Genomic DNA, 24,561 nt, shown 5'->3' with positions numbered 1-24,561 from the left:
CTTTGAACTTCCGTACAGAGAAAAACACCGGGGCGGCCGATGGCCGCCTCGGCCTTGTCGCGGCGATGGCGCTAGTCATTGGCAACATGATTGGCTCCGGTGTGTTCCTGCTACCCGCCACGCTCGCCCCGTTCGGGTGGAACGCGGTGGCCGGGTGGGTCGTGACCACGGCGGGCGCCGTCGTTCTGGCACTCGTCCTTGCACGGCTGACCCGTGCATTGCCCGAAGCCGGTAGCCCGTCAGGCTTCGTGACGGTCGCCTTCGGCCCGACCGCCGGGTTCTTCATCAGCTGGATCTACCTCGTTTCGGTGTGGACCACGGTGGCCACGATCGCGGTGGCTGCGGTGAGCTATCTCTCGAACATGATACCCGCCCTTTCGGCACACGCATTCCGCCCTGCCCTGGCGGCACTTGCACTGGTCTGGCTGCTGGCGCTGGTCAACCTTCGCGGCGTTAAGACCGCCGGCGGTTTCCAGATCGTGACTGTCGCAATCAAAATCATCCCGCTGGTGGTCGTCATTGCCATCGCCGCGGTCCTGTTCGTCACCGGCAAGGCGCAAGTCCTGCCGGTAGAGGCCGTTCCGGTGAAGCCCACCTCTATCAATGCCGCTGCCACGCTGACGCTATGGGCGCTGCTCGGCTTCGAATCCGCCAGCATCGCCGCTGCCCGCGTTCGCAATCCCGAGGTTAATATCGCCCGCGCCACGCTGTGGGGGACGGCGCTGACCGGCGGGCTCTACCTGCTGGTGTGCTCCTCCATCGCACTGCTGCTGCCGATGGACGTCGCGGCCGCATCGCCCGCGCCCTTTGCCACCTTCGTCGCGCGGTTCTGGAACCCCGCCGCCGCCGCCATGGTGACGGTCTTCGCCGTGATCAGCTGCATCGGCGCTCTGAACGGGTGGACCCTGCTTCAGGCGGAGATGGCCCGCGACATGGCCCAGCGCCGCCTGCTCCCCCGCTGGTTCTCCGCTACCGACGCGCGAGGAACGCCGCTGCGCGCACTGCTGATCTCTACAGGCATCGCCAGTCTTTTTGTCGCCATGAACGCCTCGCGGTCGATGCAGGGGCTGTTTGAGTACCTGTTGCTGTTGTCCACCTCGGCAACGCTGTGGCTTTACCTCGCCTGCGCGCTGGCCGCATGGCGGCTGCGGGTAGGCCGCGTGCTGGCAATGATCGGCGCGATCTATGCGCTGTGGACGCTATGGGGCGCAGGCATCGGCGCCAGTGGCATGAGCTTCATCCTGATGGCGCTGGGCCTTCCGATATGGCTGTGGATGCGCTTTCGCGAACGCACCTAGAGCAACGCGTCGAGCCATTTTTCCACCAGCCCTTCGGCCTCCAGCGGCGTGAAAGGCCCATGGCCAAGGCTCAGTTCCAGCCATAGGCCGTCGATCAGCGCCGTCAGCGCCACCGCCTGCAGCCGCGCGTCCGAAAGGTCGGGGCGCAGCGCAAGGATCAGGTCCTCGATGCCGATACGGAACTCGCCGTAGATTTCGCCGTGAAGCGCGCTGATATCGCCGTCCACAGGCGTCATGCTCCAGAACGCCAGCCAGGTCGCCAGCAGTTCGGGATCGGCGATGGGAGAACGAAAACTGGCGGTGAGATAGGCGAGCAACCGCGAGCGGGGATCATCGCCCGCCCCGGCCACCGCCTCATCCAGCGCCTGCGAGACGCGAAGGCCGGTCCAGCGATAGGCCTCCGCAATCGCCTGTCCCACACCGCCGAAGTAGTGCCGCAGCAACCCCGGGGAGACCTCCGCCGCCTTGCAGATCGTGCGCACCGAAGTCCCCCCGGCGCCGTTCTTCGCAAGGCACCGCGCGGTAGCCTCGATCAGGCTTTGCCGCCGCTCGTCCGGATCTGAGCGCCGGAACGTGGGCGCAGTGGAGGATTGATGCTCGCTCATGATCTTGTTATACGATCGTATAGCAAGGAACCGTAGATGGCAACGAAGGCTGCCCACCGTAGCATGACCGATCCGCTGGAAGGCTGGAGCCTGCCGGCCTGGACGTACTCCGACCTCGATTTTTTCGAGGTAGAAAAGGAACGCGTCTTCGCCCCCAGCTGGCAGGTCGTCTGCCACGAAAGCGATGTCCCCGCTCCCGGCGACTGGCATACGCTCGACTATCTGGACGAGAGCGTGATCGTCGTGCGCGGCGCAGACGGCACCCTACGCGCCTTCACTAATGTCTGCCGGCACCGCGGCTCGCGCCTGGTTGATGGCGCCAGCGGCTGCGCGAAGAAGCTGGTATGCCCCTATCACGCCTGGGTCTACGAACTCGACGGCCGGCTCTCCGGCGTTCCCGACAGCGCCAGCTACCCCGCTTTCGACCGCGCCCGCCACGGGTTGTCGCCGGTGCAGCTCGAAGTCTGGCGCGGGTTCATCTTCGTGCGCCTGGTCGACGACGGCGGCCCCGCCGTGGGCGAGATGATGGCGCCTTACGAGGCCATGGTCGCCCCCTACCGCTTCGAGGAACTGGGGGCGCTGGGCCGCGTCACCCTGCGCGAGCGTGCGGTGAACTGGAAGAACATCGGTGACAACTATTCCGACGGGCTGCACATTCCCGTCGCCCATCCCGGCCTCACCCGACTGTTCGGCCGCAGCTACGGCGTCGAGGCCGCGGCCAGCGTCGACCGCATGTGGGGCGACCTGATGGATACCCCTTCGCGTAACTGGTCGGAGCGGATGTACCAGAAGCTGCTCCCGCCCGTGCCGCACCTGCCGCAAGACCGCCAGCGCCACTGGCTCTACTTCAAGCTGTGGCCCAACGTCGCTTTCGACATCTACCCCGATCAGGTCGATTTCATGCAGTGGCTCCCCCTCAGCCCGACCACCAGCCTGATCCGCGAGATCAGCTATGTCCTGCCGGATGCCTATACGCCCGGCGAGACACGCCGCGAGATGCGCGCCGCTCGCTACCTCAACTGGCGTATCAACCGCCAGGTCAATACCGAGGACACGGAGCTGATCACCCGCGTTCAGGCAGGCATGGCTTCACGCAGCTTCTCGATCGGGCCGCTGTCCGACAAGGAAGTGTGCCTGCGCCATTTCTGCGCACGGATGCGCCACATCATTCCAGAGGCGCACTCCGAGCAGCGCCCTGCCCCCGGCTGGAGCCACGCAGCATGACCACGAAGTACGACGCGATCATTATCGGCGGCGGCCACAACGGCCTCACCTGCGCCTTCTACCTCGCCCGCGCCGGACTGAAGGTGCGCGTGCTGGAGCGGCGCGACGTCGTCGGCGGCGCGGCGGTGACCGAGGAATTCCACCCCGGCTTCCGCAACTCCGTCGCCAGCTATACCGTCAGCCTGCTCCAGCCCAAGGTCATTACCGACATGCGACTGGCCGAGCACGGGTACCGCGTGATCGAGCGGCCGATCAGCAATTTCCTGCCGCAGGAAGACGGCGGCTATCTCAAGCTGGGCGGCGGGCTGGAACGCACGCAGGCGGAGTTTCGCCGCTTCTCGCAGCACGATGCGGAAGTGCTGCCCGCCTATTACGAGGCTCTTGAAAGCGTGGCGGAAGTTCTGCGCGACCTCGCGCTCAAGACCCCGCCCGAGGCAGGAGGCGGCTGGCGGGCTCTGATCGATGCGGCATTGCAAGGCCGCAAGCTCGCTGGCCTGTCGATCGAGGCCCAGCGCGACGTACTCGACCTGTTCACAAAGTCTGCACGCGGCCTGCTCGACGGCTGGTTCGAGAGCGAGGCGGTGAAGGCTGCCTTCGGTTTCGACGCGGTGGTGGGCAATTACGCCTCGCCCGACACGCCGGGCAGCGCGTATGTGCTGCTCCACCACGTGTTCGGTGAGGTGAACGGCAAGAAGGGCGCCTGGGGCCACTCGGTCGGCGGCATGGGCACGATCACCCAGATCATGGCCAAGGTCTGCCGCGACCTCGGCGTCGAGATCAGCCTCGAAACGCCTGTCGAGCAAGTGCTGGTCGATGGCGGAAAAGTGGCCGGAGTACGCCTTGAAAGCGGCGAGGAGATCGCTGCGCCGCGTGTCATCTCCAATGTCGGGCCAGCACTGCTCTACGGCAGGATGATCGCCGCCAGTGACCTGAAACCGGACTTTGCGCGCCGCGTGAAGGGCTTCAAGACCGGCAGCGGCACGTTCCGCATGAACGTCGCTCTCTCCGAACTGCCGCGCTTTACCTGCTTGCCGGAACCTGGCGAGCATCACCGCTCAGGCATCATCATTGCGCCCACGCTCGACTACATGGACCGCGCCTTTATAGACGCGAAACAGCATGGGTGGTCCAAGGCACCGATCGTCGAAATGCTCATTCCCTCGACCATCGACGAAAGCCTTGCTCCCGAAGGCCAGCACGTCGCCAGCCTGTTCTGCCAACAGTTCGCGCCCGAACTGCCCGGCGGCAGGGACTGGGACGCCGAGGAAGACAAGGCAGCCTATACCATCATCGATACGGTGGAAGCCCATGCGCCCGGTTTCCGCGCCTCGATCCTTGGCAGGCAGATACTCAGCCCCAAGGGCCTCGAACGCAAGTTCGGCCTTATCGGCGGAGACATCATGCACGGCAATCTCACACTGGATCAGATGTGGTCGGCGCGCCCCGTGCTGGGCCACGGCGCTTATCGGGGGCCGATCAAGGGCCTCTACATGTGCGGCGCAGGCACCCATCCCGGCGGCGGCGTTACGGGAGCCCCCGGGCACAACTGCGCCCACGAAGTGATTGCAGACAAGGGGCGGTTCGGGCGCTTTCGCTAAGGCCGACCTGCCGACTAGTGGAACTGGCGTTGCATCCTTCCCGATCTCCGAGGCGGTGGATTGCTGCCGTGTTGGAGCGGGACGCGGCCGGCCGCCGGGCCGGTTTCAGCGGACACGAACCGCCGCGCCCTTGCGGTTCCGGATGAACCCGCCATGCGCCTGTAGGCGCTCCGCACCGCGCGAAGCATTATGGCGGGCGCGAGCAGCATAGGCAGGCCCAGCAGCCACAGCCGGGGCATCGCCGCATAACGTCCGATCAAGTAGGTCGCGGCTTTCAGCCTTTCGCCGGAGTCCTCCCCGCTAGTCGTCGCATTGACGATGCGGGCGAGAATGTGTGTGTCGAACACCCGCTTGCACATCGCACGGTGGGCGGCGCGGTCGTCTGCAAAGAGCAGGTCTGCGATCTCGTCGTAGGCGCGCACATCGATCTTCAGGCGCTCCAGCCAGCCGACCCTGCGCTTGAGTTGGTCGTTGCCGGAGCGAAAACCGATGCAAGGCTCGTTGACGATGCCCCAGGTTCCGGTCGCGCCTATCGCGCGGCCCAGAATGTAGACCGGCGAATACAGGTTCTTCATCGCGCGCGCGCTGGGGTCGGCGCTGGCCGCATTCCACTTGCGGCGATCCACGACGGTTCCCGATATGTAGCCGAGTAAATGGGCAGAGCGGCTGAAAACCGCTGCCGCACCTTCGATCCGCTGCGTTCTGGGCATGGCCCGCAGGCCGGTGACATGCCGCAAGGTCACATCGTAATCGACCACGCCAAGCGTTAGCCCGACCACGCCCGGCCAACGCTCGAGAGCGTCCATGACCCGGCGCGCGCCGCCCGGCTCCAGACGGTCATCATCGCCGATCAACCAGATATAGTCCCCCGTCGCGGCTTCCGTGACGGCGCGGATATTGCGATCGACCCCGATATTGACCGGTTGGCACAACAATGTGAACCGCGCGATCCGGCCGCCATAGCTCCGCGCGAGAGCAGCAGTGTCGTCTGGCGAGCCATCGTCGCTGACGACGACTTCGATCTGGGGCATGTCCTGAGCGATGATACTGTCGAGAAGTTCAGCCAGGCAATGGGAACGATTGTATGTCGGAATACAGATGGAAAGCGTGGGCATAGAAGCTCCGGCACGACAGCGGGTAATCGCTAGAGCAAATATACAACACGCTCACCTGAAACCGTCCAGATAACTTTCCTTAACAGCAACATAGCCAAGCGTCATTATTGGCACTTTCCCGCCAATAATGACATGATGAACTTATTTTACGTGGTTATTTATTATGACCCCAAATTCGCCAGAACCTGCCTCGAAAACCCGGTGGCCGAACGCTTCATTTGACTATCGCGCCGGCCTTCATGACATGCGCCGCGCTTTCCAACGCGCCCACGTCCACCAAAGGATCGCCCGGCACCGCAATCATGTCGGCGAACTTGCCCGGCTCGATCGAGCCCAGTTCCTTGTCATGGCCGATCAAAGTCGCTGCATCGAGCGTCGCCGCACGGATCGCCTGCGCGGGTGTCATGCCATAGCGTACCATATAGCCGAACTGACGGGCGTTGAACCCGTGCGGGTAGACGCCGGCATCAGTGCCAAAGGCCAGCTTCACCCCCTGCTTCAGCGCCTTGGCGAAACCTTCGCGCTGTGCCTCCGTGGTTTCGCGGTTCTTGCGCAGGTACTCCTCAGGCCAGCCTTCCTTGGTGCCTTGCTGGTCGATCCAGTCACCGTCGTAAATGTCCATGACGAGCCAGACCCCGGCCTTCTTCGCCATGGCGAGGCCCTCATCATCGATCAGGCTGGCATGCTCGATGCTATGGACGCCCGCGCGGATCGCCGCCTTGATGCCCTCGGCCCCATGTGCGTGGGCGGTGGCGTAGCTGCCGTGAGCCCTGGCCACCTCAACGACGGCGCGCATCTCGTCTTCCGACAGTTCGATCTTGCCCGGCTCGGTGCCGATGGCGAGGACGGCGCCGGTGGCGATCATCTTGATGAAGTCGGCACCGTGAGCGAACAGGTACTCGGTGCGTTCTCGCGCCTCGCCCGCATTGTGCACGACGCCGAGACGCATGTCGGCGGGGAGTTGGTCGTTGGGGACGACGCCGTTGAGTTCGCCGCCGCCGCCGGGCGCGGTGATATAGGCCCCTGCCACGAACATGCGCGGACCTGGCACCATGCCGCCTGCTATCGCATCTCGCAGGGCCACATCTGTAAGCCCGCGATACGTGCCGACATCGCGCACGGTGGTGAACCCCGCCTCCAGCGTGATCTTCGCGTTGTGCGCCCCGATCAGGGCCGTGGCCTGCGGCGAGGTCTTGAGGGGAGCCGCCACATCCGCGCTCTGGCCGGTGTCGGCAAGGTGGGTGTGCAGGTCGATAAGGCCCGGCAGTACTGTATAAGCGGACCAGTCCAGCACCTGCGCGCCCGGCGGCGGCGCGGTGCAGGCCTCGACGCGGGTGATGCGAGCGTCCTCGACCAGCACGCACTGCCCGGTCTTTTCGATCCCCTTGGTCACATCGACCAACCGGCCTGCATTGACGTAAACCGAACGGGCCCCTGCCGGCGCCGCCAGCGTCGTCAGGGCCAAGGCTACCGTCAGGGCCGCGCGCTTCACTTTGCGGTCAGATCCTTGAGCAGGCTGAGGTAATAGGTCACCCCGGGCGCGATATTCAGCAGGGCAATGCGTTCGTTCAGGCCGTGCGAGAAATCGTCCGAGTCCTTGCTCATTGATGCGCTGGCGCCATAGCTGGGTACACCCAGCGCGCGGTACCACATCGAATCCGAGGCACCGGATGCCTGCGTCGGGATAATGGGCACCGGGCCCCAGGCCGCCGTCACTGCCTTGCGCGTCGCCGCCACGAAATCGGCGCGCATGGGCGAAGCGGGGGCTTCGACGGAATCGTCCCCGGTCACATCACTGAACTTCGCGGCAGGCATCGCCGCGACTTTCTCCATTTCAGCCATGATCTCTGCCCGCGTATGGCCGGGGAAGATGCGGCAGTTGATATTGGCCGTGGCGCTCTGCGGCAGGGCGTTCTGGGCATGGCCGCCCGCGATCATCGTCGGCACGCAGGTCGTCGAGACCTTGCCCACCGTCGCCGGATTGGCGCGCAGCACGGCCAGCGCAGCAGTGTCCTGCGGATTGGCGACGAAGGCCTTCATCGCGGCTGCGAGCTTGGCGTCAGGCTCGATCTTGGCGGCTTCGGTCCAGTATTGGCGGGTTATGTCATTAAGTTCCGGCTTGAACCGGTAGGCGCCAATTTTGGCCATCGCCTCGGCAAGCTGGACGATCGCGTTGTCGGGGCGCGGGGCGGAACTGTGGCCGCCCGGGTTGGTGACCTCGACCTTGTAATCGACGTAAGTTTTCTCACCGCCCTGCCAGCTCCAATACAGTGGCTTGCCGCTTTCCGCGAGCGTACCGGCGGAACCGTCGACATTGAGGACGATATCCGCATTCTTGAGACGCTGCGCGATCGCCTTGGAGGTCTCCATCGTGGTTTCCTCGTCGCCCGAATAGGCGATGACGATGCTGCGCTTCGGCTTGAAGCCCTCACGCCGCAGTTCGATCACCGAGGACAGGGCGAGCGCGGCCTCGAACTTGGTATCGCTGGCCCCGCGCCCGAAAAGGTAGCCGTTTTCTACGATCGGAGTGAACGGGTCGCGCTCCCAGTCCGCAGGCTTGGCTTCCACCACGTCCATATGGGCCGAGAGAACGACAGGGCCGAGCGTGGGATCGCTGCCCTTCCAGGTGGCGATCAGATAGGCGGTGTCGTCCAGCGGGACGATCTCGATGTCCTTCGCGTCCCAGCCAGCCTTGAGCAGAGCGCCCTTCAGCACTTCGGCGACCTGCGGCGTCATGTTGCCCGGGCCGCGCACGGACCTGAGGGCGATGGTTTGCTTCGAAAGGTCCAATACCTGCTTCTCGGCCTCTGGATGGCCCTTGGCCTGGACGGCAGTGGAGGCCAGCAGGCTGGCTCCCAGCGAGATCAACACCGGAAGATTGAAGCGCATCGATAAAGCCCCTGACAGTTGCGTCGCAAAGCGCATCCTGTCCGCGCAGGCGGCGCTACGCAAGGCAGAAGCGCCGCGATATCAAGGCCAAAATCAAGGTCGTATCAGGGCCGCCACGGCAGTTCGGAAGCTGCGCGCAATTACTACCCCGTAGTAGGCATGTAGACGCGCAATTTGGCGTGTTGATGCGACGGTCGGCGATAGCGCGGCCAACCGTCACATCAGGCTTGCCTGAAATCAGGCGGTGGCGGACTGAGGCCGGTTGGCGATCAGGTTATCCACTACCGACGGATCAGCAAGCGTCGAGGTATCGCCCAGATTCGAGAAGTCGTTCTCGCCGATCTTGCGCAGGATGCGGCGCATGATCTTGCCCGAGCGGGTCTTGGGCAGGCCCGGCGCGAACTGGATCACATCGGGCGTGGCGATCGGGCCGATCTCATGGCGGACCCATGCCACCAGTTCCTTGCGCAAGGCCTCGTCGGGCTCGACTTCGGCATTGGTGGTGACGAAGGCGTAGATGCCCTGCCCCTTGATCTCGTGCGGCATGCCCACGACCGCCGCTTCCGCGACCTTGGGATGAGCAACGAGCGCACTTTCGACTTCGGCGGTGCCCATGCGGTGGCCCGAGACGTTGATGACGTCATCAATGCGGCCGGTGATCCAGTAATAGCCGTCCTCGTCCCGGCGGCAGCCATCGCCGGTGAAGTAGGTGCCCTTGAAGGTGCTGAAATAAGTCTGAAAGAAGCGGTCGTGATCACCCCAGACGGTACGCATCTGGCCAGGCCAACTATCGGTGAGGACGAGGCAGCCGTCGCCGGGACCTTCGATTTCCTTGCCCTCGGTATCGACCAGCCTGGGCTGTACGCCGAACATCGGACGCGTGGCGGAACCGGGTTTGAGCGCCGTTGCGCCGGGCAGCGGAGTAATCATGATGCCGCCGGTCTCGGTCTGCCACCAGGTGTCGACGATCGGGCAGCGCCCCTCACCCACGACTTCATGATACCAAGACCATGCCTCGGGGTTGATCGGTTCGCCCACCGAGCCAAGCAGGCGCAGGGATTTGCGACCGGTTTTCTTCACCCAGTCGTCTCCCTCGCGCATGAGAGCGCGCAAAGCGGTGGGGGCACCGTAGAAAATCTCGACGCCGAACTTGTCCACGATCTGCCAGAAACGGCTGGGGTCGGGGAAGTTCGGCACGCCCTCGAACATGACCGTCGTCGCGCCATTCATCAGTGGGCCGTAGACGGCGTAAGAGTGCCCGGTGACCCAGCCCACATCGGCCGCGCACCAGAAGATCTGGCCGGGGCGGTAATCGAAGACGTACTCATGCGTCATCGAAGCCCAGACCGAATAGCCGCCGGTGGTGTGCAGCACGCCCTTCGGCTTGCCGGTAGAACCTGACGTGTAAAGGATGAACAGCGGGTCTTCCGCGTTCATTTCCTCAGGCGCGCATTCCGCGCTCTGCTCTGCAACTGCGGTGGCCCAGTCGATATCACGGCCCTCCACCAGAGGCGTTCCGCCGCCGGTATGGGCCAGCACGATCACCGTATCGACGCAAGACGAGCGCTTTACAGCCTCGTCGACATTGGCTTTCAGCGGAACCTTCTTGCCGCCGCGCAGGCCCTCGTCGGCGGTCAGCACGATGCGGCTATCGCAATCGGTGATGCGCCCCGCCAGCGCATCGGGCGAGAACCCGGCGAAGACGATCGAGTGTATCGCCCCGATTCGCGCGCACGCGAGCATGGCGACAGCGGCTTCGGGCACCATCGGCAGATAGATGGTGACGCGCTCGCCCTTCCTGACGCCCTTCGCCTTGAGAAGGTTGGCGAAGCGGCAGACCTGTTCATGAAGCTGGCGATAGGTAATCCGGCGCTCCGGCTGATCAGGACTGTCCGGCTCCCAGAGAATGGCAATGTCGTCGCCATGTGCGTCCAGGTGCCGGTCGAGGCAGTTGGCCGAGAGGTTCAGCGTGCCGTCGGTGAACCACGAAATGCCGAAATCTTCCTCAAGGAAGCTGGTCTGCTTGACCACGGTGAACGGCTTGATCCAGTCGAGGCGCTGGGCCTCCTGGCGCCAGAAACCGTCGGGGTCAGCAACCGAGTTCTCGTACATCTCCTGGTAGCGGGCGTCGTCGATCAGGGAATTCTCGGCCCACTCGGTGGGTACGGGATAGACGGCGTCAGCCATTTGGGTGCTCTCCTCTTACGTCATTATTGCCGGACTCGTCCGGCCTTGATGCAGCCTTATAACGGCCGGCGCAGGGTCACGACATAGGACATCGGTATCGGGGGCCGCGCAACGCCGAAAATGGGGCTGCTTGTGATCTGGATCAAGGCGTCAGGCGCAGGAAACGGATTAGCAATTGCCACATCGCTCCCTCGCGAAAGGCCGATACCATGCCATTCTGGACCATCACGCTGCCCACCCGCTCGGGCCTCGACATCGACGTGCGCCCCGCTACTGAAGCAGACATGCCCGACCTCGTCGAGTTCTTCGACCGGGTGACCGACGAGGACCGCCGTTTTCGGTTCCTCGCCGCAGCCGAGCATGTCGGAGACAGCCACCTCCGACCGCTGGTTCATACCGATCATTTCCGGACAGAATCGTGGGTCGGCATCAACCGGGCGAGCGGGCAGATCGTCGTCTCGGCGGTGCTGGCCTGCGACGGTCCGCTCGATACCGGCGAGATCGCGGTTTCGATCTGCGGGAACCACCGTGGTAAGGGCATCGGCTGGCCCATGCTCGATTTCCTCGCAGACCAGGCCGCGATGCGCGGGTGCCGCCGGGCGATCTCGATCGAGAGCCGCGACAACCACGCCGCCATCGATCTGGAACGCGAGAAAGGCTTTACGCCCGAGCCTCTGGAGGGCGATCCTTCTCTGGTCGTGCTGGCACGGAATTTCCGGTGAAATCAGTTACTCCGCCGTTTTGCAGGCACTCCCCGTCAAAGCGCTAACGACATCGTAACTCCTTGAGGCCCAAGCGTTCATCGGGCCCAAGGAGAGAACATTGCAGCACGATGGAACCAATGCCCCGAGCGATGGTCACGCAGCGCGTTCCAAGCGAATCGGCGTCGAGATTCTGTGCGAAGTGCGCCAAGGCACCCGGCCCTGGAAGGCAGCACGGCTGGAGGACCTTTCTCCCGGCGGTTTCCGCATCGCCAAGTTCGCCGACGCGCGGGCCGAAGTGCCACTGCGTATTCGCATTCCCGGGCTTCAACTGCTGAGCGCTCGCATCTGCTGGATGCGTGACGGCGCCGTGGGATGCGAATTTGCCGAGCCACTTCATGTCGCGGTGTTCGAGCATATCGTCAGGGCTGCGGGCTAACGGCAGGAAACCCGGCTCGGTTCCAAGTTCCAGCGCTGGACCCAAACGAAAAGGGGCGGACCGCAAGGTCCGCCCCTTTTCGTTTTGCACAGCATGCACGTCACATGTGAAGCGCGCGTCCGTAGGCGGCCAGGGTGGCCTCGTGCATCGTTTCCGAGATGGTCGGGTGCGGGAACACCGTGTTCATCAGCTCGGCCTCGGTGGTTTCGAGGGTCTTGCCCACGACGTAGCCCTGGATCATCTCGGTCACTTCCGCGCCGATCATGTGAGCGCCCAGCAATTCGCCGGTCTTGGCGTCGAACACCGTCTTGACGAAACCCTCGGCCTCGCCGAGCGCGATGGCCTTGCCGTTGCCGATGAACGGGAAGGTTCCAGCCTTCACCTCGTAACCGGCTTCCTTGGCCTTGGCCTCGGTCATGCCGACCGACGCGATCTGCGGGTGGCAATAGGTGCAACCCGGGATGTTGTTACGGTCAAGCGGGTGCGGGTGGACTTCCTTGTTGCCCAGTTCCTTGGCGATGGACTCGGCAGTGGTGACGCCTTCGTGGCTGGCCTTGTGCGCCAGCCAAGGGCCCTTCACGCAGTCGCCGATCGCCCAGACGCCGGGAACGTTGGTGCGGCCATAGTCGTCGACCTTGACGAAGAACTTCTCGTCCGGCTCGATCTTGAGGTCCTCAAGGCCGATGTTTTCCACGTTCGGTACGATGCCGATGGCGACGATGACGTGGCTGAATTCCTGAGTCTCTTCCTTACCGCCCTTGGGGGTGATCTTGACGCTGACACCCTTGTCGGACGAGATCACGTCTCCGGCCTTGGCGCCGGTCATGATCTTGATACCCTGCTTGGTCAGTGACTTCTCCAGGAACACCGAGATGTCCTTGTCCTCGACCGGAACGATGCGGTCCATCATCTCGACGACCGTAACATCAACGCCCATGTCGTTGTAGAAGCTGGCGAATTCGATGCCGATGGCGCCCGATCCGAGGACCAGCAGCTTGCTGGGCATTTCCTTCGGGGTCATCGCATGGCGATAGGTCCACACGCGGTTGCCGTCGGCCTTGGCCTTGGGCAGGTCGCGGGCGCGGGCGCCGGTGGCGATGATGATGTGCTTGGCCGAAAGGGTCTCGCTACCCTTTTCGCCGGTCACTTCCAGCTTGCCGGGAGCGACAAGCTTTCCGGTGCCCATGTGGACGGTGATCTTGTTCTTCTTCATCAGGTGCGTGACGCCCTGATTGAGCTGCTTGGCCACCCCGCGCGAACGCTTGACGATCGCGTCGAGGTCAGCGGTGATGTTCTCTGCAGCCAGGCCGTAGTCCTTGGCGTGCTTCATGTGATGCATGATCTCGGCCGAGCGCAGCAGCGCCTTGGTCGGGATGCAGCCCCAATTGAGACAGATGCCGCCGAGCAGTTCGCGCTCGACGATTGCGACTTTCAGGCCCAGCTGTGCAGCCCGGATCGCCGAAACGTAGCCGCCGGGGCCGGAACCGAGAACGATGACATCGTAAGTATCAGCCACTGAATCAACTCTCCTGTTCGATAGCGCGGGGCTTGCCCGCATCGTCGATCGCAACGAAGGTGAAGACCGCTTCGGTCACTTTCACCTGTTCTTCTTCGTGACGGTGGCGCCGCCAGGCCTCGATGGCGATGGTCATCGAGGAGCGGCCCACCTTGCGCAACTTTCCGTAGACGGAGACTTCGTCGCCGATCTTGACCGGCTTGTGAAACTGCATGCCGTCCATTGCGATGGTCACCGCACGTCCGTGCGAGTGGCGCGCGGCGATGAGGCCGGCGCCCATATCCATCAGGCTCATCAACCAGCCACCGAAGATGTCGCCATAGGCGTTGGCATCGGCAGGCATCGCGGTGATGCGGATGACGGGTTCGCGGTATTCTTCTGTCATATCAATCGACACCCATGGTCGTGGCAACCGAACGCGGCCGGTCGTTTTCGTCCAGCGTGACGAATGTGAAAGTGCCGGCGGCAACTTCGACCTGCTCTTCGCTCGCCCGTGCCCGGCCGAAGCCGCGCGTGGCGATGGTCATCGAAGTGCGCCCTGTCCTTGCCACCTGCGCATAGACGTTGAGTTCATCGCCCACCACCATGACGCCGGGAAAAGTGAAGTCGGTCGCGCCCACGACTACGGCCTTGTGGCCGGTGCGCCGGGTCACCAGAGAAGCGGCGCCAAGGGCAAGCTGGCTCATCAGCCACCCCCCGAAGACGCCGCCATATGGGTTGAGGTCGGTCGGCATCGCCGTCACGCGGATGACGAGATCTCCGGCCTCATTCTCCATCTCAGGCGACCATGCCCAGCGGATTTTCGACATAGGCGCGGAACGCCGCCATCAGGCGTGCGCCATCGGCGCCGTCAACGGCACGGTGATCGAAACTGCCGGTTGCGGTCATCACGGTTGCTACTCCCAGCGAACCGTCTGGCATGACCCAGGGACGCTTGTCGCCTGCACCAATGGCGAGGATGGTTGCCTGCGGCGGGTTGATGACAGCCGTGAACTGCTTGATGCCCATCATGCCCATGTTGGAGATCGAGGCCGTGCCGCCCTGATATTCCTCAGGCTTGAGCTTGCCTTCCTTCGCGCGCGAACCAAGGTCCTTGGTGGCCTTGGCGATCGCCGAAAGCGACTTGCCATTGGCGTCCTGAACGATCGGGGTGATCAGGCCGCCCGGGATCGAAACCGCCACCGAAACGTCGGCGCGCTCATACTTGATCAGTTCGTTACCGGCGAACGTCACGTTGCACTCGGGCACTTCGATCAGCGCAAGGCCGAGCGCCTTGACGAGCATGTCGTTGACCGAAACCTTCACGCCCTGCTTTTCCAGCGCGGCGTTGATATCGGCGCGCAGTGCCATCAGCTTGTCGAGGCGCACGTCGACCGTGAGGTAGATGTGCGGTGCTTCCTGCATCGATTGCGTGAGGCGGCGCGCGATGGTCTTGCGCATGCCGGACAGCTTCTCGACGCTGTGCGGGATACGCGCGTCGAGCAGCGCGCGGGTTTCTGCGGCCATCTCGACCGTGGAAGACGGCGCGGCGGGAGCAGCGTCATTGGCGGCGGCGGCAGGCGCGGCCTTCTTCGCCTTGGCTGTGCCCGGCTGGGCAGCTTCGACGTCAGCCTTGACGACGCGGCCATTGGGACCAGTGCCGGTCAGGGCTTCGATGTCGACGCCCTTGGCGGCGGCGATACGCTTGGCAAGCGGGGATGCGATCACGCGGCCCTCCTGGGTTGCGGCCGGAGCCTTGGTTTCAGCCTTGGCGGCGGGAGCGGGCTGTGCGGAATTGGTTTCGGACTTCGGGGCCTCGGCCTTTGGAGCCTCTTCCTTGGGCGCAGCAGCCTTGGGAGCCGCCTCGATAGCCGAAGTGTCTTCGTCTTCGCCGAGGAGAATGGCGATCACGGAGCCGACCTTCACGCCTTCGGTGCCTTCGGCAATGGTGATCTTGCCGATGGTCCCTTCGTCGACGGCCTCGAACTCCATCGTGGCCTTGTCGGTTTCGATTTCGGCCATAATGTCGCCAGAGGAAACGGTGTCACCTTCCTTGACAAGCCATTTGGCCAGTTTGCCTTCTTCCATCGTGGGCGACAGGGCGGGCATCTTGATCTCGATGGGCATGGAAGCGATTTCGTCCCTTGTTATCCTGGGGAGGGTCTGCGGGTTGGCCTTTCCTTGGACATTTTGGCGCGCGCGCACAAGCGCCTTGGCGTTCCTTTTTTCGCAACTGTGATGGCTTGCGCAGCAGCTCAATCGGCCCGATAAGCCGGGCCGAGAGGGAACGGCCATGCGTATCTACCTGGTGATTGTCGACGAAAGCGACGAAGCGCTGGTTGCGCTGCAGTTCGCTGCAAGGCGCGCGGCCAAGACGGACGGGGCCTTGCACCTCCTCGCGCTCGTCCCGCCGCAACCATTCAATGCCTTCGCCGGGGTTCAGGCTACCATCGAGGAAGAAGCCCGCGCGCGCGCCGAAACACTGGTGACGGCTGCGGCCGGCAACCTTTTGTCGCAAGGCGCAAAGATGCCGGTAATATCGGTTCGCGTCGGCGAGGACATCAAGGTGGTACGCAAGTACCTCGAGGAGCATCCCGAGGTTTCGGCGCTGGTCCTCGGCGCCGCGAACGAAGGCGGGCCGGGGCCGTTGGTCTCGCATTTCACCGGCGCGGGCATGGCGCATATGACCTGCCCGGTCTTCGTGGTGCCCGGCGGACTGGATCCAGAGGCGATCGAGCGGTTGAGCTGATTTGCTGCGAGAGCAGCGGATGGTCACGGTGCTTCGACAAGCTCAGCATGAGCGGGAAGTGGCCGCCGTTTACAACTACACCCGCTAGCGGCCCCTGCCCCACCCAACTCCGCTCATCCTGAGCTTGTTGAAGGATGAAGGCAGGGCGCAGCTTCCCCTACCGCTTGTTCTTCCCCTTGTGCCGGATATTCGCGGGCCGACCGCGCTTGCCTACCAGATGGCTTCCGCGCTTCTGGAATGCTTGCTGCTGCGGACGCCCGCGCGGCTCGATGCTGCCTTCGGCCTCCTCCAGCTCAAACTTGAGCGCTCCGGTCAGCGGATTCGCCTCGGCAAGACGCAAACGCACGATCTGCCCGATGGCGTAAGTCGTGCGGGTCCGCTCGCCCACCAGCACCTGTGCCTTTTCATCATAGCCAAATCGCTCGTCACCCAGCGTCGAGACGGGCACGAGGCCGTCACCGCCAAGACTGAGGATCGTGGCGAAGAAGCCGAACTTCTGGACCCCGGTAATGCGGCAGTCGAACACCTCGCCGACCCGGCTCGAAAGCCAGGCCGCGACGTAGCGGTCGATCGTCTCGCGCTCGGCCTCCATGGCGCGGCGCTCGGCCTTGCTGATCGCGTCGCTGATGCGGCCAAGGTCGGCGCGGTCACGCTCAGCCAGACCCGAGGTCGCGGGGATGTTGCCATCAGGCTTGGGCTGCTCCAGCCCATAGGCATCGACCAGCGAGCGGTGCACCAGAAGGTCGGCATAACGGCGGATAGGGGAGGTAAAGTGGGCGTAGGAACCCAGCGCCAGGCCGAAGTGCCCGGCATTGCTCGGCCCATAATAGGCCTGCGTCTGGCTGCGCAGCACCGCCTCCATGATAAGCGCCTTCTCGGCCTCGCCGGTGATGTCCTTGAGCATCCGATTAAACAGGCCCGGCGTGATGACCTGCCCCAGCGACAGCTTCTTTTCGAACGTGGCGAGGTAGTCCTTGAGCGCCATCAGCTTCTCGCGGCTCGGCGTCTCGTGGATGCGGTAGACGACCGGGGCAACCTTGGACTCCAGCGCCTTGGCGGCGGCGACGTTGGCGGCGATCATGAAATCCTCAACCACGCGATGCGCGTCGAGACGTTCACGGATGGCGATTTCGGTGATGCGGCCCTTGTCGTCCAGCTGCACGCGGCGCTCGGGCAGTTCCAGTTCCAGCGGGTCGCGGTTCTTGCGTGCCGTGGCCAGCGCCGCCCAGCAGGCCCAGAGGTGCTTGAGGTGATCCTCGGCCCGTTCCTCGTCCATCCGCGCCTGTGCTTCCTCGTAGGCGATGACCTCGTGGATGCGGACCAGCGCGCGGGTGAAGCGCCACTCGATAACGCGGCCTTCCGCGTCGATCTTCATATGGCAGGCCATCGCCGCGCGGTCCTCGCCCGAACGCAGCGAGCAGACGTCGGCGCTCAGCACTTCCGGCAGCATCGGCACGACGCGGTCCGGGAAGTAGACCGAATTGCCGCGCTTTCGGGCCTCGCGGTCGATCTCGCCGCCGGGGCGCACGTAGAACGACACGTCGGCGATGGCGACGAGCGCATCGAAACCGCCCTGCCCGTCAGGCTTGGCCCAAATCGCATCGTCGTGATCGCGCGCGTCGGAAGGATCGATGGCAACGATCGGCAGGTGGCGCAGGTCTTCGCGGCTGTCATGGCTGAGCGGCAGCTTTGCCGCCAACTGCGCCTCGTCCAGCGTTTCCTGCCCGAAATGGTTGGGGATGCCGTGCTTGTGGATCGCGATCAGGCTGAAGGCCTTGGGAGCGAGCGGTTCGCCCAGCACCTGCACCACCTTGATCGAAGGCCGCATCGACTTGCCGATCGGCTCGCCCAGCACCAGTTCGCCCGGCTTGGCGCCGCCAAGGTCGGAAATCAGCGAGGAATTGCGGATGCGCTTGTCGACCGGCGCCAGCCAGGCCTTGCCGGCGGTGTCGACCTCGACCACGCCCAGCACCTGGTCCGCGCGCAGTTCCAGCTTCTTCATCGGATAAGCGCGCCAGCCGGTTTCGCTCTCCTCGGTCCGCGCCAGCACGCGGTCGCCCTTGCGCAGGGCCGCAGGCGGGCGCTGTCCGCGCGGGCCCTTCTCGATAAGGCGGATACGCGGCGGCGGGGTAGCGTCATCGGGTTGCCAGGTATCGGGCACAGCGATAGCCTCGCCCTCCTCGATATCGATCACGCGCAGAACGGTGACCTTGGGCAGCCCGCCCATCTTGTGGAAGGCGGTGCGCTTGCCGTCGATCAGGCCTTCCTCGGCCATGTCCTTGAGCAGTGCCTTAAGCTGGATCTTCTCCGCGCCCTGCAGGCCGAAATGCCGCGAAATTTCGCGTTTGCCCACTGTCTCAGGCGCATTCTGGATGAAGTCGAGGATCTGCTTGCGCGTGGGCAAGCCAGGAGCGGGCCGGTTCTTGAAAGGCATGGACCCAGCAATGGAGCCGATGGCGCGCTAATGCAATGGGCGCGCCGGCCGCACGGTCAGTAGCGAACCGATTGTTCACCGTACCGGTTCGGCCCCGGCGTGGTGGGCCAGGCTCCCAAAACAACCACGATCAGCATGGCAGCCCAGCCCAGCACGGTGCCCGCCAGCATCTCCGACTGTACGGCTAAGGCCGCGTTCAGGTCGCCGCTAGTGGCCATCATGGTGGCGTCCACCAGTTCCTCCATCTTCATCCAGACGAAGACCTTGGCCGCCAGCGACAGGCCAAAGGCAAGGCCAGCGATCCAGCCAGTCCGATTGGAATCGTGCAGCCGGCGAACGAACGAGGCGACCAGGAGCAGGCTGACGACCAGCGAAACGATCGAGCTGACAATCATGGTGGTGCGCATATAGCTGCCCATCTTCGCCATGATGCGTGCCTGAAGTTCCGCCTGCTCAGCGCCGTTCATGGCCCCGTTGATCGCTTCGGTCATGGCGCCGCCCATCATCGGGACGGACAGGGCCATGCCGACCGCGTACTGCACGATCACGAGGAAAAGGACGTAGAACCAGAAGGTCTGCCGCGCATCCCGCCCATCGAAACGAGCGATATTGCGCAGATTGTACTTGATGGCCCCCAGCATGCCGCTCTCCCCCGGCCCCGATCAGTACGAACGCGCGACGTAAATTTTCTCGACCGCCGGGCGACCCGTGAAGATGCACGTTCCCGTCGCCGGACCCGCGCCGAGCGGCGTATTGCGCATCGTCAGCTTGAGCGTCTTGAGCTTCTGCACAACCGCTTCCAACTCGTCACCGGTAGGACGTGCCCACTCGACTTCGACCCATCCCGGATACCGCTTGTGGTCGGAGAAGAAGGCGGCAACCTCTTCGAAGCTGGTAGCAGTTGCAATGTTCGCATTGCGGCGCGCCTTGGCTTCGGCATAAAGCGAGGCCTGGATGTCCTCGATCTCGGCAGCAGCCTTGGCGACGAAATCGTCTTTCGCCATGCCGATGAAGTTGGCCTTGGCGGCCTCGTTCCACAGGCGGTCGCGGCGCAGCATCGAAACCTGTCCGCCGGCAGCATCGCGGCCGCCGATTTCCAGCACGATCGGCACGCCCTTCTTGACCCAGGCCCAGCGCTTCTGCGTGGCCTTGCCGGGACGCTTGTCGAGCAGTACGCGCACCGGCTCACCCAGGGTGAACTGGCTGGCAAGAGCCTTGCGCAATTCCTCGCAGTAAGCGAGCAGCGCGTCGTCCTCGGGCGTCTCGCGCAGCATCGGCAGGATCACGATCTGCTGCGGCGCCACGCGCGGCGGCACGCGCAGGCCATCATCGTCGCCGTGGACCATGATGAGGCCGCCGATCATGCGGGTCGACGTGCCCCAGCTGGTCGTGTGCGCATATTGCTGCGTGCCTTCACGGTCCTGGAAAGTGATGCCCGCAGCATGGGCGAACCCGGTGCCGAGGTAGTGCGAGGTGCCGGCCTGGAGCGCCTTGCCGTCCTGCATCATCGCCTCGATCGAATAGGTCGCGACCGCGCCGGGGAAACGCTCGTTCTCGGGCTTTTCACCGGCGACGACCGGCATCGCCAGCTCGTCCTCGGCAAAGTCGCGGTACATTTCGAGCGCGCGCAGGGTTTCCACCATGGCGTCGTCGCGGTCTGCGTGGGCGGTGTGGCCCTCCTGCCAGAGGAACTCGCTGGTGCGCAGGAACATGCGCGTGCGCATTTCCCAGCGCACCACGTTGGCCCACTGGTTGACCATCAGCGGCAGGTCGCGCCACGACTGCACCCAGCGCGCCATGGCCTGGCCGATCACCGTCTCCGAGGTAGGGCGCACGATCAGCGGCTCTTCCAGCTTCGCTTCGGGATCGGGCACCAGGCCGCCCTTGCCGTCACCGATCAGGCGGTGATGGGTGACGACCGCCATTTCCTTGGCGAACCCCTCGACGTGCTCGGCTTCCTTGGCGAAGTAGGACAGCGGGATGAACAGCGGGAAATAGCAGTTCTGGACGCCGGCGGCCTTGATACGGTCGTCCATCAGGCGCTGGATGCGTTCCCACACGCCGTAGCCCCACGGCTTGATGACCATGCAGCCGCGCACGCCGGATTCCTCGGCCATCTCGGCTTCGGAAACGACTTCCTGATACCACTGGGCGAAATCATCCTCGCGCTTGGTGGTAAGGGCGTGGCGAATGACGGGCGTCTGGCTGGACTTCTGATTCATGGCAGCGCTGTTAGCGGCACTTGGGCCAAGGTTCAAACGCCGCGAAATGACTAATCGAGAAACTCGGCCAGATCTTCAGGAAAGAACTGTTCGTCCAGCGCAGCCAGCGCTTCGCGATCGAACCAGCGCCAGCTTTTCATGACAGCACGTTCAAGTTCGGTATGCCCGCCAGTATCGATTGCGTCGGGATCGATCCCGACAGGCAGGCGAACACGGAAATAACGCTCGTCCGCGATGACGGGCACGCCTTCGATGGTGATGAATTCTGCCAGCTTCTGCGCAATTTCCGGGCCGGGCTCCGCGACGATTCCGGTTTCTTCCAGCAGTTCGCGCCGCGCGGCGTCCTCATAGCTTTCGCCGGGATCGACGGCGCCGCCCGCCGTGCACCAGAATGGGGCACGGCCCGGTGGATCGAACCGGAACAGCAGAACCCGGCCGGCATCATCCAGCAGGACGATGCGCGCGGCAGGCCGGGACGCGCGGGTTGTCATCGGTTCGATCCGTAGAGGCCGAAGATTACTTGCCCAGCGAGTCGAGGCGCTTCTGGATTTCGGCCATCTGGTCGCGCAGGGCGGAAAGATCGCCGGTGTCCGCAGCAGGAGGACCCTTAGGCTGCTCGGGCTTTTCGGCGCCGGGCATGAAGGCGGACGAAGCGGCGCGGAACATTGCCATGTTCTGCTCGGCCAGCTTGGCCAGCGGGTTATTGCCCAAGCTGTCCTCGAACGCCTTGGCAAGCTTGGACTGGTTGGCCCGGAAGTTTTCCATCGAGGCTTCCAGGTAGTGCGGGATCAGCGACTGCATGGAATTGCCATACATGCTGATCAGTTCGCGCAGGAAGTTCACGGGGAGCATCTGCTCACCGTTGGATTCTTCTTCCATGATGATCTGAGTGAGGATGGTGTGCGTGATGTCAGCGCCGGTTTTGGCGTCGAGAACTTTGTAGTCCACCCCTTCGCGGGTCATCTTGGAAAGGTGGTCAAGCGTGATGTAGCTCGACGAACGGGTGTTGTAGAGCCGCCGGTTGGCGTATTTCTTGATGATTACGGTGTTGTCGTCAGTCGACGCCGTTTCAGCCATTTCCAGTCCCCAATCCTGCGGATGTTTAGGATATCACCCTGCAATATCGCATTGCAACACAAATTGCTGCGCAGCAAAAGAGGGAATATCCGAAATAGAACCGATAACTGCCGGATTTATCGACCAAAACGCTGCCGGACGGTTCCATGCGGCGCAAGCACACAAGCGCGTGGTAATTTACGTGGGGGAAAGTGCTTCCATGGCAGCATTCCAAGGTAGCATGACGGCGCCGTGGCGCGCTGGAAATTCGCGCGCTGCGGCGATGACGGCGAGGCCCGGCCAGTCCGGCAATGCGGCTTCACCTTCCAGCCACGAGGCAATCGCGCACCTCGCCTGCTCGATCTCGGCCGGGGTCCGTCCTGCGGCGGCGCGTGCGAAAATGGCAGCCGCCGCCTGCCCGATCGCACACGCCTGACTGCGCACACCGATCCGCTCAATGGTGCCGTCTGCCCCGACCCCCAGGCCTAGGGTGATCGTGCTGCCACAGCTTTTGGAGCGGCCTTCGCCGCGCAGCGCAAGATCGTCGCTGAACGGATAATGCGCCAGTTCGATCGTGAGCCCAAGCACTTCAGGGGTATAGAGTACGGCGGCAGCCACAGCGCTCAGCGCAATGCCTCGGCGGCGACAGCTTCGCGGCGGCGCTCGGCGATCACCTGAACCAGCGCTTCGCTGCTGGCATTGATAAAGGGATAAGTCCGCGCAGAGGTGATCCAGTCAGGCCGGCCGCCTACACCCCATACGGTGTCGTAGCCCAGCACCAGCACCGAGAATCCCAATACGATAATAATCACGCCCTTCACCGCGCCGAAGCCGAATCCCAGCACCCGGTCGATCGGGCCCAGCACCGAGGCTCGGCTCTTGCTGCCGGCCCATCTGGCGACGAGCTTCACAAGCGCGAAGGGGATGCCGAGGCACAGCGCGAAAGCAAGAACCGCTGCGCCCGAATCCGACCCGATATGCGGCTCAAGCCAGGCAGTAGCCGGCGCATGCAGCATGCGGATCGCGAAGATCGCAAAGACCCACGCGGCCAGAGCCAGGATTTCCTGCACGAAGCCGCGGATGAAGCCGGTAATGGCGCCGAGGCCCACGAAGAGCAGCACGGCAATGTCGAAGCCAGTCATAGACGGGCAGGATTAGGCATCGGACAGGATGCGGTCAACGAGGTTGGGCAACATTGCCAGCCCGGAAAATTTCAGGCCCTTCTCCGGCGGCGGTCCATTCGAAGGTCCGAAGGCACTGGCGAACCCGAGCTTCGCTGATTCGCGCTGCCGGATCGAGCCATGGGCGACCGGACGAATCTCTCCTGCGAGCGAGACTTCACCGAACCACACAGCCGTCGTCGGCAGAGGTTTGTCGCCCAGCGCCGAGATCAGCGCGGCGGCAACCGCAAGGTCGGCGGCAGGATCGCTCAACCGGTATCCGCCAGCAACGTTGAGATAGACTTCGGCGCTTGAGAAGCTGAGCCCGCAGCGCGCCTCCAGCACGGCAAGAAGCATTGCCATGCGGCCTGAATCCCAACCGACCACGGCGCGGCGCGGGGTTGCCCCGCTCTGCAGCCGGACGATCAGCGCCTGGATTTCGACAAGCACCGGCCGAGTGCCTTCCATCGCCGGGAACACCGCGCTCCCCGCCATCGGCTCCTCCCGGCCCGAGAGGAACAGCATCGAGGGGTTGCCGACTTCCGTTAACCCGCTTCCCTCCATCGCGAAGACGCCAATCTCGTCGACCGGACCGAAGCGGTTCTTCAAGGATCGCAGGATGCGGTACTGGTGGCTGCGCTCCCCCTCAAAGCTCATCACCACGTCGACCATATGCTCCAGCACGCGGGGACCGGCAATCGAGCCGTCCTTGGTGACGTGACCGACGAGAACGAGGGTGACGCCGTTTTCCTTGGCGTAGCGGATCAGTTCGAACGCGCAGCCGCGCACCTGGCTGACGGTGCCGGGCGCACCTTCGATCTGGTCGGAATGCATGGTCTGGATCGAATCGATCACCAGCAGCGCTGGTGGGTCCATCATGCCCAGCGTGGTCAGGATATCGCGCACCGAAGTCGCCGCCGCGAGTTGGATCGGCGCGTTGGAAAGGCCAAGCCGCTCTGCGCGCAGGCGAACCTGTCCGGCCGCTTCCTCTCCGCTGACGTAGACCGTGAGGCCGCCGGCCCTGGCAACGTTCGCCGATACCTGCAGCAGGATCGTCGACTTGCCGATGCCCGGATCGCCGCCAATCAGGATCGCCGAGCCGGGCACGAAGCCGCCGCCCAGTGCCCGGTCGAATTCGGAGATGCCGCTGGTGCGCCGCTTCGGGATTTCACCGGGCTGGTCGAGTGGGGTGAAGAGGATCGGCCGCCCGCCCGAGGACAAATCGTGCTTGGACGAAAAAATCGTCTGCGGCGCGTCTTCGGCTAGTGTGTTCCACTCGCTGCAGTCGGGGCACTGGCCCTGCCAACGCGTGGAAACGCCCCCGCATGCCTGGCATATATATCGACGTTTCGGTTTCGCCATGCCCGTTCGACTAACGGGAACGGAATG

General features: G+C 64.0%; 23 protein-coding genes. 6 read left to right on the top strand and 17 right to left on the bottom strand.

Annotated elements, in window-relative coordinates:
• Positions 1 to 2: 2 nt before the first annotated feature.
• On the top strand, positions 3 to 1,298 hold the full coding sequence (locus GVL61_RS18750; protein ID WP_255456515.1) for an APC family permease: 1,296 nt from the start codon (positions 3 to 5) through the stop codon (positions 1,296 to 1,298).
• Here GVL61_RS18750 and GVL61_RS18745 read toward each other — a convergent pair.
• Entirely contained in the window at positions 1,295 to 1,903 is a 609-nt protein-coding gene (locus GVL61_RS18745; protein WP_159982177.1) for a TetR family transcriptional regulator C-terminal domain-containing protein, read from the bottom strand. The two genes, GVL61_RS18750 and GVL61_RS18745, sit on opposite strands and share 4 nt — an antisense overlap.
• Positions 1,904 to 1,939: 36 nt before the next feature.
• On the opposite strand from GVL61_RS18745, the gene GVL61_RS18740 reads away from it, so the two are divergent.
• The gene (locus tag GVL61_RS18740) at positions 1,940 to 3,127 is read left to right on the top strand and encodes an aromatic ring-hydroxylating dioxygenase subunit alpha (protein ID WP_159982176.1); all 1,188 of its coding nucleotides are present in this window, start codon (positions 1,940 to 1,942) and stop codon (positions 3,125 to 3,127) included.
• Complete coding sequence (locus tag GVL61_RS18735; RefSeq protein WP_159982175.1) at positions 3,124 to 4,725, top strand: NAD(P)/FAD-dependent oxidoreductase; 1,602 nt, start codon at positions 3,124 to 3,126, stop codon at positions 4,723 to 4,725. Before GVL61_RS18740 ends, GVL61_RS18735 begins: the two co-directional genes overlap by 4 nt.
• A gap of 14 nt (positions 4,726 to 4,739) precedes the next feature.
• Here GVL61_RS18735 and GVL61_RS18730 read toward each other — a convergent pair whose 3' ends face one another.
• From GVL61_RS18730 to acs, 4 genes are all read right to left on the bottom strand, one after another.
• Positions 4,740 to 5,840, bottom strand: a complete 1,101-nt coding sequence (locus GVL61_RS18730) for a glycosyltransferase family 2 protein (RefSeq protein WP_159982174.1) — start codon at positions 5,838 to 5,840, stop codon at positions 4,740 to 4,742.
• Positions 5,841 to 6,054: 214 nt separating this feature from the next.
• On the bottom strand, positions 6,055 to 7,332 hold the full coding sequence (locus GVL61_RS18725; RefSeq protein ID WP_159982173.1) for an amidohydrolase family protein: 1,278 nt from the start codon (positions 7,330 to 7,332) through the stop codon (positions 6,055 to 6,057).
• Entirely contained in the window at positions 7,329 to 8,729 is a 1,401-nt protein-coding gene (locus tag GVL61_RS18720) for a M20/M25/M40 family metallo-hydrolase (RefSeq protein WP_159982172.1), read from the bottom strand. The genes GVL61_RS18725 and GVL61_RS18720 overlap by 4 nt, the downstream gene beginning before the upstream one ends.
• A gap of 237 nt (positions 8,730 to 8,966) precedes the next feature.
• On the bottom strand, positions 8,967 to 10,916 hold the full coding sequence (acs, locus tag GVL61_RS18715; protein ID WP_159982171.1) for an acetate--CoA ligase: 1,950 nt from the start codon (positions 10,914 to 10,916) through the stop codon (positions 8,967 to 8,969).
• Between the two features lie 209 nt (positions 10,917 to 11,125).
• On the opposite strand from acs, the gene GVL61_RS18710 reads away from it, so the two are divergent.
• Positions 11,126 to 11,638, top strand: a complete 513-nt coding sequence (locus GVL61_RS18710; RefSeq protein ID WP_159982170.1) for a GNAT family N-acetyltransferase — start codon at positions 11,126 to 11,128, stop codon at positions 11,636 to 11,638.
• Between the two features lie 100 nt (positions 11,639 to 11,738).
• Positions 11,739 to 12,056, top strand: coding sequence for a PilZ domain-containing protein (locus tag GVL61_RS18705; protein ID WP_235037789.1), 318 nt, complete (start codon positions 11,739 to 11,741; stop codon positions 12,054 to 12,056).
• 100 nt (positions 12,057 to 12,156) lie between these two features.
• Here GVL61_RS18705 and lpdA read toward each other — a convergent pair whose 3' ends face one another.
• From lpdA to GVL61_RS18685, 4 genes are read right to left on the bottom strand one after another with little or no spacing between them, the layout of a single operon-like run.
• Positions 12,157 to 13,572 (bottom strand): dihydrolipoyl dehydrogenase, encoded by a 1,416-nt coding sequence (gene lpdA, locus GVL61_RS18700; protein WP_159982169.1) that lies wholly within the window; start codon positions 13,570 to 13,572, stop codon positions 12,157 to 12,159.
• 4 nt (positions 13,573 to 13,576) lie between these two features.
• A complete protein-coding gene (locus GVL61_RS18695; protein WP_159982168.1) occupies positions 13,577 to 13,957 on the bottom strand; it encodes an acyl-CoA thioesterase in 381 nt (126 codons plus the stop codon).
• A 1-nt stretch (position 13,958) separates the two neighbouring features.
• Entirely contained in the window at positions 13,959 to 14,348 is a 390-nt protein-coding gene (locus tag GVL61_RS18690; RefSeq protein ID WP_159982213.1) for an acyl-CoA thioesterase, read from the bottom strand.
• Position 14,349: 1 nt separating this feature from the next.
• On the bottom strand, positions 14,350 to 15,678 hold the full coding sequence (locus GVL61_RS18685) for a pyruvate dehydrogenase complex dihydrolipoamide acetyltransferase (RefSeq protein ID WP_159982167.1): 1,329 nt from the start codon (positions 15,676 to 15,678) through the stop codon (positions 14,350 to 14,352).
• Positions 15,679 to 15,844: 166 nt separating this feature from the next.
• Here GVL61_RS18685 and GVL61_RS18680 point away from each other — a divergent pair, with 166 nt between their 5' ends.
• Positions 15,845 to 16,300 (top strand): universal stress protein, encoded by a 456-nt coding sequence (locus GVL61_RS18680; protein ID WP_159982166.1) that lies wholly within the window; start codon positions 15,845 to 15,847, stop codon positions 16,298 to 16,300.
• Between the two features lie 157 nt (positions 16,301 to 16,457).
• Here the strand turns inward: GVL61_RS18680 and rnr are convergent, their stop codons facing one another.
• The 8 genes from rnr to radA all read right to left on the bottom strand — a co-directional run bounded on the left by rnr (position 16,458) and on the right by radA (position 24,534).
• Positions 16,458 to 18,734 carry a ribonuclease R gene (rnr, locus tag GVL61_RS18675; protein WP_159982165.1) on the bottom strand — a complete coding sequence of 759 codons (2,277 nt, stop codon included), beginning with the start codon at positions 18,732 to 18,734 and terminating at the stop codon, positions 16,458 to 16,460.
• A gap of 56 nt (positions 18,735 to 18,790) precedes the next feature.
• Positions 18,791 to 19,375 carry a DUF805 domain-containing protein gene (locus GVL61_RS18670; protein ID WP_159982164.1) on the bottom strand — a complete coding sequence of 195 codons (585 nt, stop codon included), beginning with the start codon at positions 19,373 to 19,375 and terminating at the stop codon, positions 18,791 to 18,793.
• Between the two features lie 21 nt (positions 19,376 to 19,396).
• Positions 19,397 to 20,956: a proline--tRNA ligase gene (gene proS / locus GVL61_RS18665; protein ID WP_159982163.1), complete on the bottom strand. Its 1,560-nt coding sequence runs from the start codon at positions 20,954 to 20,956 to the stop codon at positions 19,397 to 19,399.
• A 50-nt stretch (positions 20,957 to 21,006) separates the two neighbouring features.
• Positions 21,007 to 21,447 (bottom strand): NUDIX hydrolase, encoded by a 441-nt coding sequence (locus tag GVL61_RS18660; protein ID WP_159982162.1) that lies wholly within the window; start codon positions 21,445 to 21,447, stop codon positions 21,007 to 21,009.
• Positions 21,448 to 21,472: 25 nt separating this feature from the next.
• Positions 21,473 to 22,033: a polyhydroxyalkanoate synthesis repressor PhaR gene (gene phaR, locus GVL61_RS18655; RefSeq protein WP_159982161.1), complete on the bottom strand. Its 561-nt coding sequence runs from the start codon at positions 22,031 to 22,033 to the stop codon at positions 21,473 to 21,475.
• 177 nt (positions 22,034 to 22,210) lie between these two features.
• Entirely contained in the window at positions 22,211 to 22,630 is a 420-nt protein-coding gene (locus GVL61_RS18650; RefSeq protein ID WP_159982160.1) for an iron-sulfur cluster assembly scaffold protein, read from the bottom strand.
• 5 nt (positions 22,631 to 22,635) lie between these two features.
• Positions 22,636 to 23,154 (bottom strand): CvpA family protein, encoded by a 519-nt coding sequence (locus GVL61_RS18645; protein ID WP_159982159.1) that lies wholly within the window; start codon positions 23,152 to 23,154, stop codon positions 22,636 to 22,638.
• Between the two features lie 12 nt (positions 23,155 to 23,166).
• Complete coding sequence (gene radA, locus GVL61_RS18640; RefSeq protein ID WP_159982158.1) at positions 23,167 to 24,534, bottom strand: DNA repair protein RadA; 1,368 nt, start codon at positions 24,532 to 24,534, stop codon at positions 23,167 to 23,169.
• Positions 24,535 to 24,561 lie beyond the last annotated feature (27 nt).

The sequence above is a fragment of the Novosphingobium sp. 18050 genome, from assembly GCF_902706195.1.
Taxonomy (GTDB): Bacteria; Pseudomonadota; Alphaproteobacteria; order Sphingomonadales; family Sphingomonadaceae; genus Novosphingobium.
The sequence above is the reverse complement of the archived record's forward strand: the minus strand, read 5'-3'. Positions and strand labels throughout refer to the sequence as shown.